Origin of the sequence: Pseudomonas pergaminensis, from assembly GCF_024112395.2 — a bacterium.
Taxonomy (GTDB): Bacteria; Pseudomonadota; Gammaproteobacteria; order Pseudomonadales; family Pseudomonadaceae; genus Aquipseudomonas; species Aquipseudomonas pergaminensis.
Map to the genome: position 1 here is coordinate 2,437,309 of NZ_CP078013.2, position 14,525 is coordinate 2,451,833.

The window sequence follows — 14,525 nt, forward strand, 5'->3', positions numbered from 1 at the left end:
AAATCATCGCCGCTGCGCAAGCTGAACCCTCATCTTGCACAGGAGTTCTCGTATGTTTGCCAAACAATATTCTCACCGCTTGCCTGCTGACTACGACATGGGCGTGATCCGCCGGCGCGCCGCGCAATTGGGGCCGCTCTGGGACGACACCGAAGGGTTGCTGTTCAAGGCGTTTATCGCCCAGGAGAGCGGGGGCAATGTGTATGCGTCGGTGTACCTGTGGGCCGATCCGTTGCAGGCCGCTGACTTTTTACTTGGCGAACGTTTTCAGAAGGTGCTCGACAGCTTTGGACGGCCGCATATCGAGAGCTGGTTGCCGCTGGATGTGCAACGTGGCCCGGCGCAAGGCGCGTTGAGTTTGTATCGCGAGGAGTGGCCGCTGGCGCCGGAGGCAGACAGGGCGGCGGTGTTGGCCGAGGAGAAACAGCGCAATCAACAACTGGCCGACCGCGGCGACACCTTTGCAGTGTTGCTGGCGCTGGATGTGCAAGCGTGGCGGCTGGTGCGTATTACTGTGTCGGCCGAGGCACTGGATACAGAACGCCAAGGTAACGGCTATCACGTGCTCTATCTGGCACAGGGCGTTGCGTCCCTGCGCTAACTGCGCCAGTCTTGAACCCTTATCCTTTTGGTCTCAAGCACTCTGCGATGCACACCACTCGTTTGACGCTCATCTGCCACGCCGTCACGCCCCTGCAAAAACAGGGGCGTTTTCCCGATGACGAGGCCGTGGTGATGGACTGGCAAGGCAAGGCGTTGTCGCTGGCTGATCGGTACAAGAAAACCCGGCGACTCGTGTGTGGGCCTGAGGCCAGGGCACGGCAGACGGCAGGCTTGTTCGGCGATGACGGGGTGATCGAGATCGCGTTGCGCGATGGTGATTTCGGGCAGTGGAAGGGCCAGGACATCGGCCAGTTGGAGAGTGACGAGTTGAACACTTGGCTCACTGACTTTACTTGCGCGCCCCATGGTGGCGAGTCGGTGGAGCAGATCTGCCTGCGGGTGGGGGAGTGGATGAAAACCCTCGAATCACAGCCCGGCCATGTCGTGGCTATTACCCATCCGTTTGTGATCCGCGCCGCGATGTGGCACGCCATGCACTTCCCGCTGTCGATGTTCTACCGGATCGATGTCGAACCGCTGTCCGCCACTGAGTTGCGTTTCAACAACCTCTGGCGCTTGCGCCTGGAAACTCACGCCTAGCCCCATGAACATGGCAAAATCCACGCCCCGCAATGAGAGCAATCCATGAAACGCATCCTGATCATCGGCATTGGCGCCGGCAACCCTGACTACATCACGATGCAGGCCGTGAAGGCGCTCAACCGCACCGACGTGTTTTTCCTGATGGACAAGGGCCAGAGCAAAGACAAGTTGATCGACCTGCGCCGCGAGATCTGCGAGACCTACATCACCGAGCCCGGCTACCGCTTCGTCGAGGCCGAGTGCCCCGAGCGGGTGCGTGGCGACATCGATTACACCACTGCCGTACAGGACCTGAACCGCGACAAGCAACTGACCTTCGAGCGCATGATCAACGAGGAAATGGCTGACGGTGAAGTGGGCGCTTTCCTGGCATGGGGCGACCCTGCGCTGTACGACAGCACCATTCGTATCTTGCAGGCGATCCTGGCCAGTGGCCGCTGCTCCTTTGAGTTTGAGGTGATCCCCGGAATCACCAGCGTGCAGGCCCTGGCTGCCCAGCACAAAGTGCCGCTGAACCGCATCGGCAAGTCGGTCGAGATCACCACCGGGCGCCGCCTGGCGGCAGGGCAGGCCAGCGATGCCGACACCCTGGTGGTGATGCTGGACGCCGAAGACTCCTACCGCACCGTGGCGGATCAGAACCTGGATATCTACTGGGGCGCCTACTTGGGCACCCCGGACGAGATCCTTATCAGCGGCAAAGTGAGTGAGGTGGCTGAACAAATCGAGCAGGTGCGCAAGGCGGCGCGCCTGGAGAATGGCTGGATCATGGACACTTATCTGCTTCGCAAACCCTGAGGTAACGTCCCATGCTCAAAATGTTTGCCCTGGCGCTGACCCTGGTGGCCGGCGTCGTCCATGCCGACGATACGCTGCACACCGATTTACCGCTGTCGTACCTGGAACAAACCCAGGGCGACGCGCGCAACCAGCCGCTGGTGATTTTCCTGCACGGGTTTGGCAGCAATGAAGAAGACCTGTTCGGCATCAAGGATGCGCTGCCGTCGACGTGGACGTACCTGTCGGCCCGTGCGCCGATGCCGGTGGACCCGCACGGCTATCGTTGGTTTACCAAGACCCCCGGTGACGGCGACTACGATGGCGAGACCGCCGACCTGCAACGCAGTGCCAAGCTGATCGAAGACTTCATCGGCAAAGCCACCGCCAAGTACCACACTCAACCTGACCGAGTGTTCCTGGTGGGGTTCAGCCAGGGCGCGATCATGTCCTATGAGGTGGGCTTGCGCCGGCCCGAGTTGCTGCGTGGGATTGCGGCGTTGAGTGGCAGCGTGTTGCCGGTGCTCAAGGCTGAACTGAAGCCGGATGCGTCATTGGGCAAATTGGCGATTTTTATTGGCCATGGCACCTTGGACCAGGCACTGCCCTATGTGTCGGGGACGCGGGCGAATGAGGTGTTGACGGGGTTGGGGTTGAAGCCGGAGTTTCACGGGTATCCGGGGATGAACCACACTATCAGCGAAACAGAAGTGCAGGACCTGAAAGCCTGGCTGGAAAAAAGCCTGAACTGAACGCGGTCAAAATAGGTGGGAGCTGGCTTGCCTGCGATAGCGATTGATCAGTCGACAACCCTATTGACTGATGCACCGCTATCGCAGGCAAGCCAGCTCCCACATTAGAGTTGAGTTGCTTGGGAGATCAGGTTATTTCCCGCCGGTAATCTGCTTCACCAACGCCGCATGCCCCTTCGCATCATCCGCCCGCGAGATCGCCTGGATCACCAGCAGGTGGTTGCCCGAACCGCCCAGGAACGTGGAGTTCAGCGTCTTGCCGCCGCCTTGGGTGGCGGTGCTGTCCACCTGGCGCAGGCCCAGGCCCTTGAAGGTCAGTTTCTTCTCGCCCTGTTTCTTGAAGTCAGGCAGCGCTGCGCTCTGGTCCTTGATGAAGCCGGCCACGGCGCCATCGAGGAATGTCGCGTCGTTATCGCCGATGGTTAACCCATCGTTGCGCACGGTTTCGGCGACGATCACCACACTTTTCGTGGTCTGGTTGGCGTACATCGTGCCTTGGGTCTCGGCAGTGCCATCTTCGGCCTTGCCGGCTGGCAGGGTGTCGGCGGCATAGGCCTTGGGCAGGTTGAAGGTGAACTTGCCGCCCAAGGTGGAGATGGTTTGCGTGGACGGCTTGGATGCGGCGAATACACTGCCGGCGGTCAGCGCGAGGGCCAGCAGGACGGCGGTCTTGGTGAAAGTGGCCATGAAGCGCTCCAGGGATGAAGGAAATTGCGGCGTATTCTGTCAGAAATTTCGCAAAATCGTTCACCTGCAGCCTCACACCTTGTCGGACTCTTCCTCAAGTCGATCCATCTCAAACAGCCGCGCCAGTTCTGCCCGCGCTTCCTGGGCGGTTTGCATCACCTTCGCCGCGTCGTCGTATACCGCGTGCTGCGCAGCCAGTACTTGCAGGTCGTGGTTCTTGAAACGAGTGATGCGTGCATCGGCCTGGGCCTGGCTCAAACCCAGGCCCACCAGGGTGCGGCGGCTCATTTCCAGGCTGGAATAGAACGTCTCGCGAATCGGCGAGGCGTCCAGGTCCACCAGGCGGTGCACGTGTTGGCGGTTACGTGCGCGGGCGATGATTTTCATGTGCGGGTAGAGGTTGCGCACCAGCTCGGCGGTCTTGATGTTGATCTCCGGGTCGTCCATGGCGATCACGAAGAACTCCGCCTGGTCGACTTTGGCCGCGTGCAGGATCTCGGGGCGTTGCGGGTCGCCGTAGAACACCGGCATGCCGCCGAAGCTGCGGGTCAGTTCGATGGTTTCCACCGACGTGTCCAGGGCGATAAACGAAATGTTCTGCGCGCGCAGGATCCGCGCCACGATCTGGCCCATACGGCCCATGCCGGCGATGACCACGCGCGGGGCGTCGCTTTCAATGGTGCGGTATTCCTCCGGCACTTCCACCGGCTTGACCTTTGGCTTGAACAGCTTCGGGCACACCAGCAGCAATAACGGTGTCACCGCCATGGACAGGGTGATGGTCAGCACCAGGATGTCGTAGAGGTGTGGTTCGAACAGGCCCTGGTCGCGGCCGATCTTGAACACCACGAAGGCGAACTCACCGCCCGCCGCCAGCACCACGCCCAGGCGCAGGGCGCTTTCGCGATTGAGATCACCGACCATGCGGCCCACGGCATACAGCAGCGGCAGTTTCAGGCCGATCAGCAGCAGCGTCAGGCCGATCACCACCAGCGGCGAGCTGATCAGCAGGCTGAGGTTGGCGCCCATGCCCACGCTGATAAAGAACAGGCCCAGCAGCAGACCCTTGAACGGTTCGATCTGGGATTCCAGTTCGTGGCGGTACTCCGAGTCCGCCAGCAGCAGGCCCGCCAGGAAGGCACCGAGGGCCATGGACACGCCGACCAGCTCCATCAACCACGCCGTACCGATCACCACCAGCAGCGCGGTGGCGGTAGAGACTTCGCGCAGGCCGGTCTTGGCAACGATGCGAAACACCGGCCGCAACAGGTAGCGTCCGCCGATGATCACCACCGCGATGCTGCCGAGAATCTGCAACACATGCTGCAAGCCCTGGGCTTCGGTGGTCGGGTGATCGCTGCCGGCCAGCAGTGGCACCATGGCGATCAGTGGGATCGCGGCGATGTCCTGAAACAGCAGGATGGCAAACGCCAGGCGGCCGTGGGGTTGGTTCAGCTCCTTGCGCTCGGCCAGGCTTTGCAGGCCAAACGCGGTGGACGACAGCGCCAGGCCCAGACCGAGCACGATCGCACTGTTCCACGACTGGCCAAACAGCCACAGCGCCACCACGCCCATCACCAAGCCCGTCAGCAGCACCTGCGCCAGACCGACGCCGAAGACCGCCTTGCGCATCACCCACAACCGCTTGGGCGACAGTTCCAGGCCGATGATGAACAACAGCAACACCACGCCCAGCTCGGAGAACTGCGCGACGCTCTGCGGGTTGCCGATCAGGCCCAGCACCGACGGGCCGATGATCACACCGGCGAACAGATAGCCCAGCACCGCGCCCAGTTGCAGGCGCTTGGCCAGGGGCACGGTCAGCACGGCGGCGAGAAGGAACACCACCGCTGCTTGTAACAGGTTGCCTTCATGGGGCATTGCGAACTCCAGGATCTCTAAAACCAATCAATAGGGGTGTATTAGAGCGCTTTTTACATTTCGAAAATTGTGTTTTTGAGCGGGATGGGAAGAGACTCAGGTGAAACGCTTTTTGACAGGTTGAATTTTTTATTCCTTTGGTGGAATATTTTGTGAGGTCGAATTCTGGTTGGGAGGGCCGTCACCATGGCTAAGAAATTCGCTGAACTGCAAGCGCGCATGACGCCGCAATCCCGTGCCGAAGCCAAGCTGTTGTTTCAGCAGCATCTGCAGGAAATGCCACTGCATGAGCTGCGCAAAGCCCAGCAGTTAAGCCAGGCGAGCCTGGCTAAAGCACTGAACATCAACCAGGCGGCCGTCTCCAAGATGGAGCGGCGCACCGACATGTACATCAGCACGTTGCGCGACTATATCCGCGCGATGGGCGGCGAGTTGGAGATTATTGCCACGTTTCCCGATGGTCAGGTCAAGATCGACAATTTCGCCTGCTGAAAGCGGTTGCAGCTATCCAGAAGGTCATCCTTGTGAACCAACTTCTCGCCATGCGTGCCTTTGTTCGCGTCGTCGAAACCCGCTCATTCAGTCGTGCATCCGACCAGTTGGCGCTGCCGCGCTCCACCGTGAGCAAGCTGATCACCGACCTTGAGAAGCACCTCGGCATCAAGCTGATGCACCGCACCACACGGGCTCTGGCGCCAACGTCCGAGGGGTTGGAGTATTACCAACATGCCCGGCGCCTGGTCGCAGAATTGGACGAAGTGGATAGCGCCATCCGTGGGCAAGTCCTCAAGCCCGGCGGGCATCTGCGGGTGGATGCGCCGGCGTCGTTTGCCAATTGCCTGCTGATTCCGGCGCTGGTGGATTTTCATCGCGAGTATCCCGATATCACCATTGCCTTGGGTATCAGTGATCGTTCGGTGAATATTGTGGGGGAAGGGGTGGACTGCGTGATCCGCGCCGGCAAGCTGGATGACATGGCGATGATCGGGCGCAAGGTGACCGACCTGGAGTATTTGACCTGTGCGGCCCCTGATTACCTGGAGCGCCGAGGTGTGCCGCTTTCCCCGGAGGATCTGGCGCTCAACCACCTCAAGGCCGGCTATTTTTTTGCCGGCTCCGGTAAGGCGGAGCCACTGATTTTCGAGCAGGGTGACAGGCGCATCGAAGTGGGCGATTGCGCCTACTCCACCAACGAAGGCAACGGCCTCAAGGAAATGCTGCTCGCCGGCTTGGGCGTCGGGCAGCATTTCAAAGCCATCGTTCAGTACTACGTGGACAATGGCCAATTGGTCAGTGTGCTGCCACAGTGGTCGCGTCCAGCCACGCCGCTGCACATCCTCTATCCACCCAATCGTCACCAGAGCGCGCGGCTCAAGGTGTTTGTCGAATGGGTGATACGCACGTTCGGGGTCAGGGAATAATCGCGGTCACGCGGATTTCCACGCGCATGGTCGGCAAACCCAAGGATTCGACACCGACTTGCGTCCAGATCGGCGCATGGTGGGGCATGTACTGGCGGTAGTGCTTGACCATCGCTTCGTTGACTTCGGGGGGGAAGCCACCGACGTGGTAGGAGTTGACGTGAATCACGTGCTCCCAACGTGCACCGGCGGTGGCCAGGGTGCGTTCCAGGTTATGGAACGCCTGGGCGATTTCCTCGGCCAGGTCGGTGGGAATCTGGAACTCATCGTCCCAGCCGCCCTGGCCTGAGGTTTCCACGCGATTACCGACTTTTACTGCTTGCGAGTAATGCAGGTGCTCGCGCATGTAATCGCCGTAGCCTGGAGTGACAAAAAATTCGGGCGTGCTCATGGTGTTTCCTCACGTTCAGTACAAGACCGGACCCAAGTTAAAGCAGCCAATACGCGAACAAAATCCCGAATTTATGCCATGACTATCTATCCATATGGACAATCGGTTGCGGTTCGGCAGGCGCCAGGTTGACCGGCTTGCGGTACAGGCCCACAGCCAGCCCCGCGATGATGATGCCGATGGAGATCAGGTTGGGCGTAGAAATGCGCTCATCGAGCATCAGCATCGAGCTGGTGATGCCGAACACCGGAATCAGCAGTGACAGCGGCGCCACGGTAGACACCGGGTACAGCTTGAGCAGCGAGTTCCAGCCCCAGTAGGCAAAGTGCGTCGCCAGGTACACTTGGAACAGGATCGACAGGACCGCCGTGAGGTCGAGGCTGGTTTGCAAGCCCTCGAAGGCGGCGCCGCCGTGCATCAACCAGGCTGTGAGGAACAGCGGGATCGGCGGGATCAGGCTGGCCCAGACCATGAACGAGAAGATCTCCTTGACCCCGGATTTCTTGATGATGACGTTGCCCACGCTCCAGGCCACCGCGCTGAGAACGATCAACATGACCCCCAGCACGGCGTGGTTGCCTTCCTGGGTGGAGATGATCCCTGCCAGGCCGACCAAGGCCAACACGGCGCCGACCATCTGCGCGCCACGGATTTTCTCTTTGAACAGCACAAAGCCCCAGCCCATGGTGAAGAACACGCTGAGTTGAATGATCAATGAAGCAATACCGGGGCTCACCCCCACCTGGATGCCGTAGTTGATCACGCCCCACATGCCCAACCCGAAGATGAAGCCGTAGGCGGCCACGTAGCTGAACTTGACGGCGGGGCGCTTGATAAAGAACACCAGCGGCAAGGCGGCGAGGGCGAAGCGGATACCCGTGAGCACAAACGGGTCGATGGCACGCAGGCCCAATTTGGTGATAGGGAAGTTGACCCCCCACACCAGGGTGACGAGCACGGCAAGTGATAAATGTTTTTTCAGCATGGACCCTCCTTGGGTCAGGCGGCACACCGCAAACGCGGTGCGCCGCCGGGAAGTCAGTTCAAGGCGAACCGTTTTTGCATCAGGCACAGCCCGGCGATTTCCATCAGCAGGTTGTCTGCCGAAGCGCGTTGGGCGGTGGACAAGCTTGGCAGGGTTGCCAGCAAGGCGCGTACTTTACGTGGATCGAAGAACGGCACGTTGCTCAATGCCGGGCCGCTCAATACGTCGTTGATCATTTCATACAGCTTCGATTGCGGGCTCTCGGACGCCGGTGGCGCGCGGAAGTATTGTTTCTTGCGGTCCAGCACGGCTTGCGGCACATACGGGCGCATGGCCTCGCGCAGGGCGTATTTTTCGGTGGCGCCGCGCACTTTCATGTTCACCGGCAAGCGGCACGCCGCCTCGATCACCTGGTGATCCAGCAGCGGCGGACGGCCTTCCAGGCTGCCGGCCATTTCCATGCGGTCGCCCAGGGAGGTGAGCACCACGTTGGGCAGGCTGGACTTGGCCACCATATACAGCGAACGGTTGACCGGTTCCCAACCGTTGAGCGCCCGTGGGCTCAGGCGATCGTAGAACTCGCGATAGGCATCGGTATTGCTGAAGCGCTCACGGAAGTCATCGTTGTACAGCTGCGCCAGGGGGCCGAACAACGCCGATTGGGTTTGCAGCCAGGACACGCCGTGGCCCAGTTCGTCCTGCACCCATTTCACATCGTTCTTTGCACCGGGCAGGTAGCGATCTTCGCTGGCGTGCAGGCGCCGGGTGAGTTCGGCGATGGCCGTCGGATCCTGGTTTTCGTGGTTGTACAGCACCATGTCGCGACGATAGTGCGGGTAGCCGCCGAAGACTTCGTCGGCACCTTCACCAGTGAGTACGGCGCGCATGCCCTGGTTCTGCACGTATTTGCACAGCAGGTACTTGGCCACGCTGTGAGCGTTGGCGAAGGGCATTTCGGCGTGCCACAGGGCATTTTCGAAGTTGTCCGCCATGTCGGAGGAGTTCACCGACAGCACGTTGAGGTGGGCACGGTTATGCCGTGCGGCCACTTCGGCGTACTGGCGTTCGTCGTAGGCCTGCTCGCCTTCGAACGACAAGTGGAACGCCTGCAATGGCTGGCCGGTCAGCTCGGTGGCGATGCCGAGCATGGCCGACGAGTCGAGACCGCCACTCAGGCACACACCGACCGGTACATCGGCATGCAGGCGCAGGCGCACGGATTCTTCGATGGTGTTGCGCAGGGACTCGATCATCTCGGCTTCACTGCGCTGCTCGGTGGCTTGGGCATCCGGGAAGTCCCAGTCCCAATACTGTTCGGTTTGCAGGCCGCTTTCATCGGCGATGATCCAGCAACCTGGTTTCACGCTGCGAATATTGTTGAACACAGTCCGGTCGCGCAGGATGAAACCGCGATTGGCGTAGGCTTCGTGGTCCCACTGTGCGGGCACGCCGGCGGCGAGCAAGGCTTTGATTTCGGACGCGAAGTACCAGGCGCCTTCATGCTCGGTGTAGTACAGCGGCTTGACGCCCACTCGGTCACGCACCGCAAACAGCTTTTTGCGCAGGCGATCAAAGATCAGGATGGTGAACTCGCCGCGCAGTTGCTTGAGGCCGCGGACGCCATGGCGGCGGTACAGGTGCATGGCGATTTCGCTGTCGGACGAGGTCTTGAAGCGGCAACCGTAGCCCTCCAGCTCGGCGCGAATGCGTTGATAGTCATAGAACTCGCCGTTGACCATCATCACCAGGTCGCCTTCGTCGGCGACGATCGGCTGGGTGCCGTTGCCCAGGCCGACCAGGCCCAGGCGCACATAACCAAAGGCGGCCTGGCCCTTGGGGTCGAACCACTGGCTGGAGCTGTCCGGGCCACGGTGATGGATCGCACGCAGGGCGGCATCGAACATATTGGGGTTGAACGCACGAGGTTGTTTGGCAAAGACGCCAATGTATCCACACATGACATTTACTCTTATGAAATTGTGAAGGTCAGCAGCACGCTGGGTTCAAACGGTAATGGCCGGTTCGCTCATCACTGGCAGCTCAGGCAGCACCGCTTCGGGGTGTATGCCAATGGAGCTGAGGATCTCGGGCATGGCCGAGTAGTCCGCTTCGCCGGTCTCGGTGAATTGAGTCGGTAGCAGCAGCGATTGGTCGCCGAACACTTCGAGCAGTTGCGGCAGGATGATTCGCCACGCCGAAATCTCGCGCATCGGGAAGATCCGGATCGAGTTGGCGATGCCGCGGGTGAACAAGGCGGTTTGCTGCGGGGTGAAGTCACCGACCACCTGCTGCACGAACAGCGGGAAGATGTGCTTGTGCACCAGCTCGTCTTTTTTGTGCAGGGCCACCACGTGACGGAACACCGGCTGGATGTCCGGCGCGTCGCTGAGGTCGGCCAGGTAGTCGCTGATAAAGGTTTCCGAGACCAGCGAAAAGGCCAGGCGGTAGACCTTGAAGTCTGCCTCCGACAGGGTGGCCTGGGCCTGGCTCAGGTGGCGGGTCAATTCCAGCTCCGGCCATTTGATGCGCATGCCGCGCTGGGTAATTGCCAGCTCACACATGTTGATCGAAAACAGCGTGTGATAAGCCTCATCCGCCAGGGTTTCGGAAATCGTCGCGGCGCTGGCGGAGCTGAGGCGCGAGCCCAACTGCAGCAGGTCGATGCAGGACGGGCAGATGATCTCGGTTTCGATGGCGATGGTTTTCTGGTTGTAGATGACCCAGCCGGCCGACAGGATCAGCAGCTTCAGGGCATGGGGGTAATCCTGGTAATGCGGGTCATGGGCGAAAGGTAACAGGGCCTCGAGAAAGTCCGGCGCTTGCAGGTCCAGCTGGATATCCGGACGTTGGGAATCGAGCTTGATCTGTGCGCGTTTATGCCAGCTGCGTTCGATTTTGATCAATCGTTCATCGGTCGCGTCATTGCTGCGATAAAGATCGTCTTGAGTGCTGTGCTGAAACATGGTTTCACCGGGTTGATAGTGAGTTGTGAAGGCCATCCATGGTTTGCCGAGGTGCGCCCGGCAACGTTCACGACCGGGAGTTACACCGCTGGCGCGGTCTGGATCTTGTCCTTCTTGCGATCCAGGAAGTCCGCCAGGCGATCCTGTGTGCGGATGTCCGAAGACACCACGGCAGCAATCAAGGCTTCCGTCATTAGGCCGTCCTGCTGGCTTTGATCGACAATGCGCGGCAGCACGTGGGTTACCGCGTAGTTGGTCATGGGCAGGTTGCCGGCGATCTTGTGCGCCAGCTCGGTGGCCTTGAGTACCGCCTGGCCGACTGGCACCAGGTACTGCGCCACGCCGCGTTCATAGCTTTCCTTGGCGTAGAGCGTGCGGCCGGTGAGCATCATGTCGGTCATCAGGGCAATACCGGCGATGCGCGGGAAACGCACCGAGGCGCCGACGCCGACATACAAGCCGCGCATGGCTTCGGGCAGCGAGAAGAAGGCGCTGTCATCCACCACGCGCAGGCTGCAGGCGGTGGCGATTTCCAGACCGCCACCGATGGCGGCACCGGTAATGGCCGCGACCACGGGCACCTTGCCGAACTGGATCAGTTCGAAGGTCTTGTGCCATTCGCGGAAGGCCTGGACGTTGTCGATGACCGATTGATCGCGGATTTCCGACAGGTCCAACCCCGTGCAGAAATGCTGGCTGGTGCTGTAGAGCACGGCGGCGCCAATACCTTCGGGTATGTTGGTGAAGGTATCGCGCAGTTCGTGCATGACTTCCAGAGACATGGCGTTTCGCTTCTGCGGGCGATTGAGTCCCACCATCAGAACGGCGCCGTCTACGCTTACGTCCAAGTAGTTTTTGACACTCATTTTCCGAATATCCCTTCGATATGAACCCAACTTGGGGAGCGACGATTCTAGGTGGCAGATTAATGGCCCGCTTGCTATGTCAGGTCATACTTTGACAAAATCGGGCCATGCCGCCGACCTTCACTTTTTCGCCCTATGAACCCGATAGCCCCGAAGCGGTGGTGACGCTGCGCGAATACCCGTCTGGCACTGTGTTTCCCAGGCATACCCATCGGCGCGGGCAGTTCGCCTACGCCTCGACAGGCGCGTTGAAAATGTTCACCGACCTGGGTAATTGGGTGGTGCCGCCCCAGCGGGCGATCTGGGTGCCGGGCGGGGTGTCGCACGAAATGCACATGCGCGGCGATGTGGTGATGCTCAATACCTACCTGGATGACGACGCGGCTCGACGCGCCGGGTTGCAGGACTATTGCCAGGTGTTTGGCGTCTCGCCGCTGTTGCGCCATCTATTGGAGGCGGCGCTGGCGATTGGGCCATCGGCCTCGCCCAGCGTGCGCGATCGTTGCGTGCTGACCTTGCTGATCGACGAAATCGGCACCATGCCCGAGCTGCCGTTGAGCGCGCCGCTGCCTTCGGAATCGCGGCTGGCCCGTTCTTGTCAGCGCTTTCTTGAAGCGCCCACACAGAAAATCTCCATCGGCGAGATGGCGGACTGGTCGAGCATGAGCCGGCGCACCTTTACCCGTAACTTTCGTGAATGCACGGGCATGACCTTTGTGTCGTGGCGCCAGCAGGTGTGCCTGCTGGAGGCGACGGCGCGGCTCAGCCACGGCTCGTCCATCACCGATGTGGCGTTCGAGTTGGGTTTCAGCAGCTCCAGCGCGTTTACCTCGGTGTTTCGCCGTAACCTGGGCGATTCACCGGCGCGATACCTGGCCAAGTCCAAGGCGGCTTCCATCTTCTGAAAGGAAGAGGTGGCCAACGTGGTGCCTTTTGCCCCAGCGGTACGACGTTGAGCCGCGCCCTTTGTTACTATCGCCGTCCCTTGTCACCAGGAGTCACCGCCCCATGCAGCACCAGTGGGATGAAATGCACCGCACCCGCAAGCCCACGTTCCTACTGTGCGGCGAGCCCCAGGGCGATGTGCTTAATCTCTATGTCCACGGTTATTCGGCGTTCTTCAACCGGCAACAATTGGGCAGCTTCAAGGCGCAGTTGGCGGGCATCGAGGGCTCCACCAACCTGATGTTGTTCTGGCCGGCGGGGCATTTCCTGGAGAACCTGTTTGCACCGTTCAAGGATGTGATCGGCGCAATGCTTGGCGGCGGCAGCCTGGGCGCGGCGACTGTCGGGGTGGGCAAGGCAATCGCGTACTTCCTCGATCACTACAAAAGCGTCGAGGCACGGGTGGACGAGGTCGCCAGGAGCTTGCTGCCCGAATTGGCCAATTACCTGCACGGCGAGTCCCTGGCAGTCCGGCGTATCAACCTGATTGGCCATTCCCTTGGCGCACGCATTCTGGTCAAGAGCCTGCTCGCCAATCCCGAGACCGCCCGTGAACTGCCGTTGGACAATCTGCTGTTGATGGGTGGGGCGATCTGCACGTCGAGCCCTTGGGATGATGTATCGGCGCCGCTCAACGGGCGCGTGATCAATTGCCACTCCAGCAAAGACTGGGCGCTGGCCCTGAAACCGGATACCGAGCGTTGCATCGGCCGCTATGCGATCCCGGTGACGCCGGCGCTCAAGGCCAAGGTCACCAACGTGCATTTGGCGACCTTCGATCATGCCGCCTACTGGCCGCAGTTGCAGACGGTGGTGCAGTACACCGACCTGTTGCACGAGCGGCGCGGCATGATCCGCTCCGACCAGCGCAGCCCGCAGGTGCGTTTTGCCGAAGAGGACACGGAGCTGTTTCCGGCGCTGGTGCAGGCGCGGCCCGAGGAGTTGAAGTTTCTCGCTGAACTGATGGCGCAAAAGCGCAGTGCGACTATCGACGCCACAGTGCGCGAGCCGCTCAAGCTGGCCATCGAGTTGCAGCGCATGGGCGGCGATACCTTTATGAACCTGGCCCGTGGCCACGGCGTGAGTTATCGCCAGATCGCCGAAGATGTGGTGCAGCGGCTGGGGATCAAGTTCGATGAGCCGCTCAATACTGTCGAATTGGCCGACCTTGAAGCCCAGGTCGCCGAAAAGCTCATCGAGCAGTACAAGGACAAACTCAGCAATGCTGACCGCCAGGTGTTCGACGCCGAACTCAAGGCCGCCGCGCAAAAGGAGCAGGGCTTGTTCAACCGTTTCGATGTCGGCCGATCGGCGACCACCGCGTTGAGCGGCACGGCGCTCGCCGGGTTGACCGGGTTTATCCTGCGTCGTGGCGCGGCCACGGCCATCCCGGTGGTGGGCCAGGCACTGGCCGCAGCGATGCTGCTGGTGAGCGGGGTACGCGCGTTTTCCGGCCCGGCGTATTCAATTACCACTCTGGCGGTGCTGGTGATAGGTGTGATTCGCCAGCGCATGGAGCGTGAAGCGCTGAACCAGGAGATGGACCTGGTGGTGCAAGTGGTCGAAGCGTTCGACTTGCCGCGGGAGACGGTGATGCGCACGGTCGCATCCGACTGATAAGCTGCGTCTCTATCAAGTGTGTTTGCCTGGG

Annotated in this window: 15 protein-coding genes; 8 read left to right on the plus strand and 7 right to left on the minus strand. The window is 60.7% G+C overall.

What is annotated here, in order from left to right; all coding sequences use genetic code 11:
• Positions 1-52: 52 nt before the first annotated feature.
• Genes KUA23_RS11295 through KUA23_RS11310 form a run of 4 tightly spaced genes read left to right on the plus strand, consistent with a single transcriptional unit; the run spans position 53 to position 2,735 of the window.
• Positions 53-601, plus strand: coding sequence for a DUF4865 family protein (locus tag KUA23_RS11295; RefSeq protein ID WP_252993957.1), 549 nt, complete (start codon positions 53-55; stop codon positions 599-601).
• 47 nt (positions 602-648) lie between these two features.
• Entirely contained in the window at positions 649-1,203 is a 555-nt protein-coding gene (locus KUA23_RS11300; protein ID WP_214497522.1) for a histidine phosphatase family protein, read from the plus strand.
• Between the two features lie 45 nt (positions 1,204-1,248).
• Positions 1,249-2,004: a precorrin-6A synthase (deacetylating) gene (cobF, locus tag KUA23_RS11305; RefSeq protein ID WP_252993958.1), complete on the plus strand. Its 756-nt coding sequence runs from the start codon at positions 1,249-1,251 to the stop codon at positions 2,002-2,004.
• Between the two features lie 11 nt (positions 2,005-2,015).
• Complete coding sequence (locus KUA23_RS11310; protein WP_252993959.1) at positions 2,016-2,735, plus strand: alpha/beta hydrolase; 720 nt, start codon at positions 2,016-2,018, stop codon at positions 2,733-2,735.
• Between the two features lie 132 nt (positions 2,736-2,867).
• Here KUA23_RS11310 and KUA23_RS11315 read toward each other — a convergent pair whose 3' ends face one another.
• A complete protein-coding gene (locus KUA23_RS11315; RefSeq protein WP_252993960.1) occupies positions 2,868-3,422 on the minus strand; it encodes a DcrB/PsbP domain-containing protein in 555 nt (184 codons plus the stop codon).
• A gap of 72 nt (positions 3,423-3,494) precedes the next feature.
• Positions 3,495-5,303, minus strand: coding sequence for a monovalent cation:proton antiporter-2 (CPA2) family protein (locus KUA23_RS11320; RefSeq protein WP_078047910.1), 1,809 nt, complete (start codon positions 5,301-5,303; stop codon positions 3,495-3,497).
• 186 nt (positions 5,304-5,489) lie between these two features.
• Here KUA23_RS11320 and KUA23_RS11325 point away from each other — a divergent pair, with 186 nt between their 5' ends.
• Positions 5,490-5,795: an XRE family transcriptional regulator gene (locus KUA23_RS11325; RefSeq protein ID WP_122726305.1), complete on the plus strand. Its 306-nt coding sequence runs from the start codon at positions 5,490-5,492 to the stop codon at positions 5,793-5,795.
• Between the two features lie 32 nt (positions 5,796-5,827).
• On the plus strand, positions 5,828-6,724 hold the full coding sequence (locus KUA23_RS11330) for a LysR family transcriptional regulator (protein WP_252993961.1): 897 nt from the start codon (positions 5,828-5,830) through the stop codon (positions 6,722-6,724).
• On the opposite strand, the gene KUA23_RS11335 is transcribed toward KUA23_RS11330, so the two are convergent.
• The 5 genes from KUA23_RS11335 to KUA23_RS11355 all read right to left on the minus strand — a co-directional run bounded on the left by KUA23_RS11335 (position 6,714) and on the right by KUA23_RS11355 (position 11,929).
• Positions 6,714-7,115, minus strand: coding sequence for a RidA family protein (locus KUA23_RS11335; RefSeq protein ID WP_100491029.1), 402 nt, complete (start codon positions 7,113-7,115; stop codon positions 6,714-6,716). The two genes, KUA23_RS11330 and KUA23_RS11335, sit on opposite strands and share 11 nt — an antisense overlap.
• Before the next feature lie 82 nt (positions 7,116-7,197).
• Positions 7,198-8,100 (minus strand): EamA family transporter, encoded by a 903-nt coding sequence (locus tag KUA23_RS11340; protein ID WP_078047914.1) that lies wholly within the window; start codon positions 8,098-8,100, stop codon positions 7,198-7,200.
• Positions 8,101-8,153: 53 nt separating this feature from the next.
• The gene (gene asnB / locus KUA23_RS11345) at positions 8,154-10,058 is read right to left on the minus strand and encodes an asparagine synthase (glutamine-hydrolyzing) (RefSeq protein ID WP_099492484.1); all 1,905 of its coding nucleotides are present in this window, start codon (positions 10,056-10,058) and stop codon (positions 8,154-8,156) included.
• Positions 10,059-10,103: 45 nt separating this feature from the next.
• Complete coding sequence (locus KUA23_RS11350; RefSeq protein WP_099492483.1) at positions 10,104-11,063, minus strand: diiron oxygenase; 960 nt, start codon at positions 11,061-11,063, stop codon at positions 10,104-10,106.
• 80 nt (positions 11,064-11,143) lie between these two features.
• Positions 11,144-11,929: a crotonase/enoyl-CoA hydratase family protein gene (locus KUA23_RS11355; protein ID WP_078047917.1), complete on the minus strand. Its 786-nt coding sequence runs from the start codon at positions 11,927-11,929 to the stop codon at positions 11,144-11,146.
• 107 nt (positions 11,930-12,036) lie between these two features.
• Here KUA23_RS11355 and KUA23_RS11360 point away from each other — a divergent pair, with 107 nt between their 5' ends.
• Both KUA23_RS11360 and KUA23_RS11365 read left to right on the plus strand, forming a co-directional pair.
• Positions 12,037-12,834 carry an AraC family transcriptional regulator gene (locus tag KUA23_RS11360; RefSeq protein WP_078047918.1) on the plus strand — a complete coding sequence of 266 codons (798 nt, stop codon included), beginning with the start codon at positions 12,037-12,039 and terminating at the stop codon, positions 12,832-12,834.
• A gap of 103 nt (positions 12,835-12,937) precedes the next feature.
• Positions 12,938-14,491, plus strand: coding sequence for a DUF726 domain-containing protein (locus KUA23_RS11365; RefSeq protein ID WP_100491025.1), 1,554 nt, complete (start codon positions 12,938-12,940; stop codon positions 14,489-14,491).
• Positions 14,492-14,525 lie beyond the last annotated feature (34 nt).

What these genes read in the sequence shown, in the direction of transcription:
- KUA23_RS11295 (WP_252993957.1), top strand. Translation starts at nt 53, where the DNA reads ATGTTTGCCAAACAATATTCTCACCGCTTGCCTGCTGACTACGACATG.
- KUA23_RS11300 (WP_214497522.1), top strand. Translation starts at nt 649, where the DNA reads ATGCACACCACTCGTTTGACGCTCATCTGCCACGCCGTCACGCCCCTG.
- cobF (WP_252993958.1), top strand. Translation starts at nt 1,249, where the DNA reads ATGAAACGCATCCTGATCATCGGCATTGGCGCCGGCAACCCTGACTAC.
- KUA23_RS11310 (WP_252993959.1), top strand. Translation starts at nt 2,016, where the DNA reads ATGCTCAAAATGTTTGCCCTGGCGCTGACCCTGGTGGCCGGCGTCGTC.
- KUA23_RS11315 (WP_252993960.1), bottom strand. Translation starts at nt 3,422, where the DNA reads ATGGCCACTTTCACCAAGACCGCCGTCCTGCTGGCCCTCGCGCTGACC.
- KUA23_RS11320 (WP_078047910.1), bottom strand. Translation starts at nt 5,303, where the DNA reads ATGCCCCATGAAGGCAACCTGTTACAAGCAGCGGTGGTGTTCCTTCTC.
- KUA23_RS11325 (WP_122726305.1), top strand. Translation starts at nt 5,490, where the DNA reads ATGGCTAAGAAATTCGCTGAACTGCAAGCGCGCATGACGCCGCAATCC.
- KUA23_RS11335 (WP_100491029.1), bottom strand. Translation starts at nt 7,115, where the DNA reads ATGAGCACGCCCGAATTTTTTGTCACTCCAGGCTACGGCGATTACATG.
- KUA23_RS11340 (WP_078047914.1), bottom strand. Translation starts at nt 8,100, where the DNA reads ATGCTGAAAAAACATTTATCACTTGCCGTGCTCGTCACCCTGGTGTGG.
- asnB (WP_099492484.1), bottom strand. Translation starts at nt 10,058, where the DNA reads ATGTGTGGATACATTGGCGTCTTTGCCAAACAACCTCGTGCGTTCAAC.
- KUA23_RS11350 (WP_099492483.1), bottom strand. Translation starts at nt 11,063, where the DNA reads ATGTTTCAGCACAGCACTCAAGACGATCTTTATCGCAGCAATGACGCG.
- KUA23_RS11355 (WP_078047917.1), bottom strand. Translation starts at nt 11,929, where the DNA reads ATGAGTGTCAAAAACTACTTGGACGTAAGCGTAGACGGCGCCGTTCTG.
- KUA23_RS11360 (WP_078047918.1), top strand. Translation starts at nt 12,037, where the DNA reads ATGCCGCCGACCTTCACTTTTTCGCCCTATGAACCCGATAGCCCCGAA.
- KUA23_RS11365 (WP_100491025.1), top strand. Translation starts at nt 12,938, where the DNA reads ATGCAGCACCAGTGGGATGAAATGCACCGCACCCGCAAGCCCACGTTC.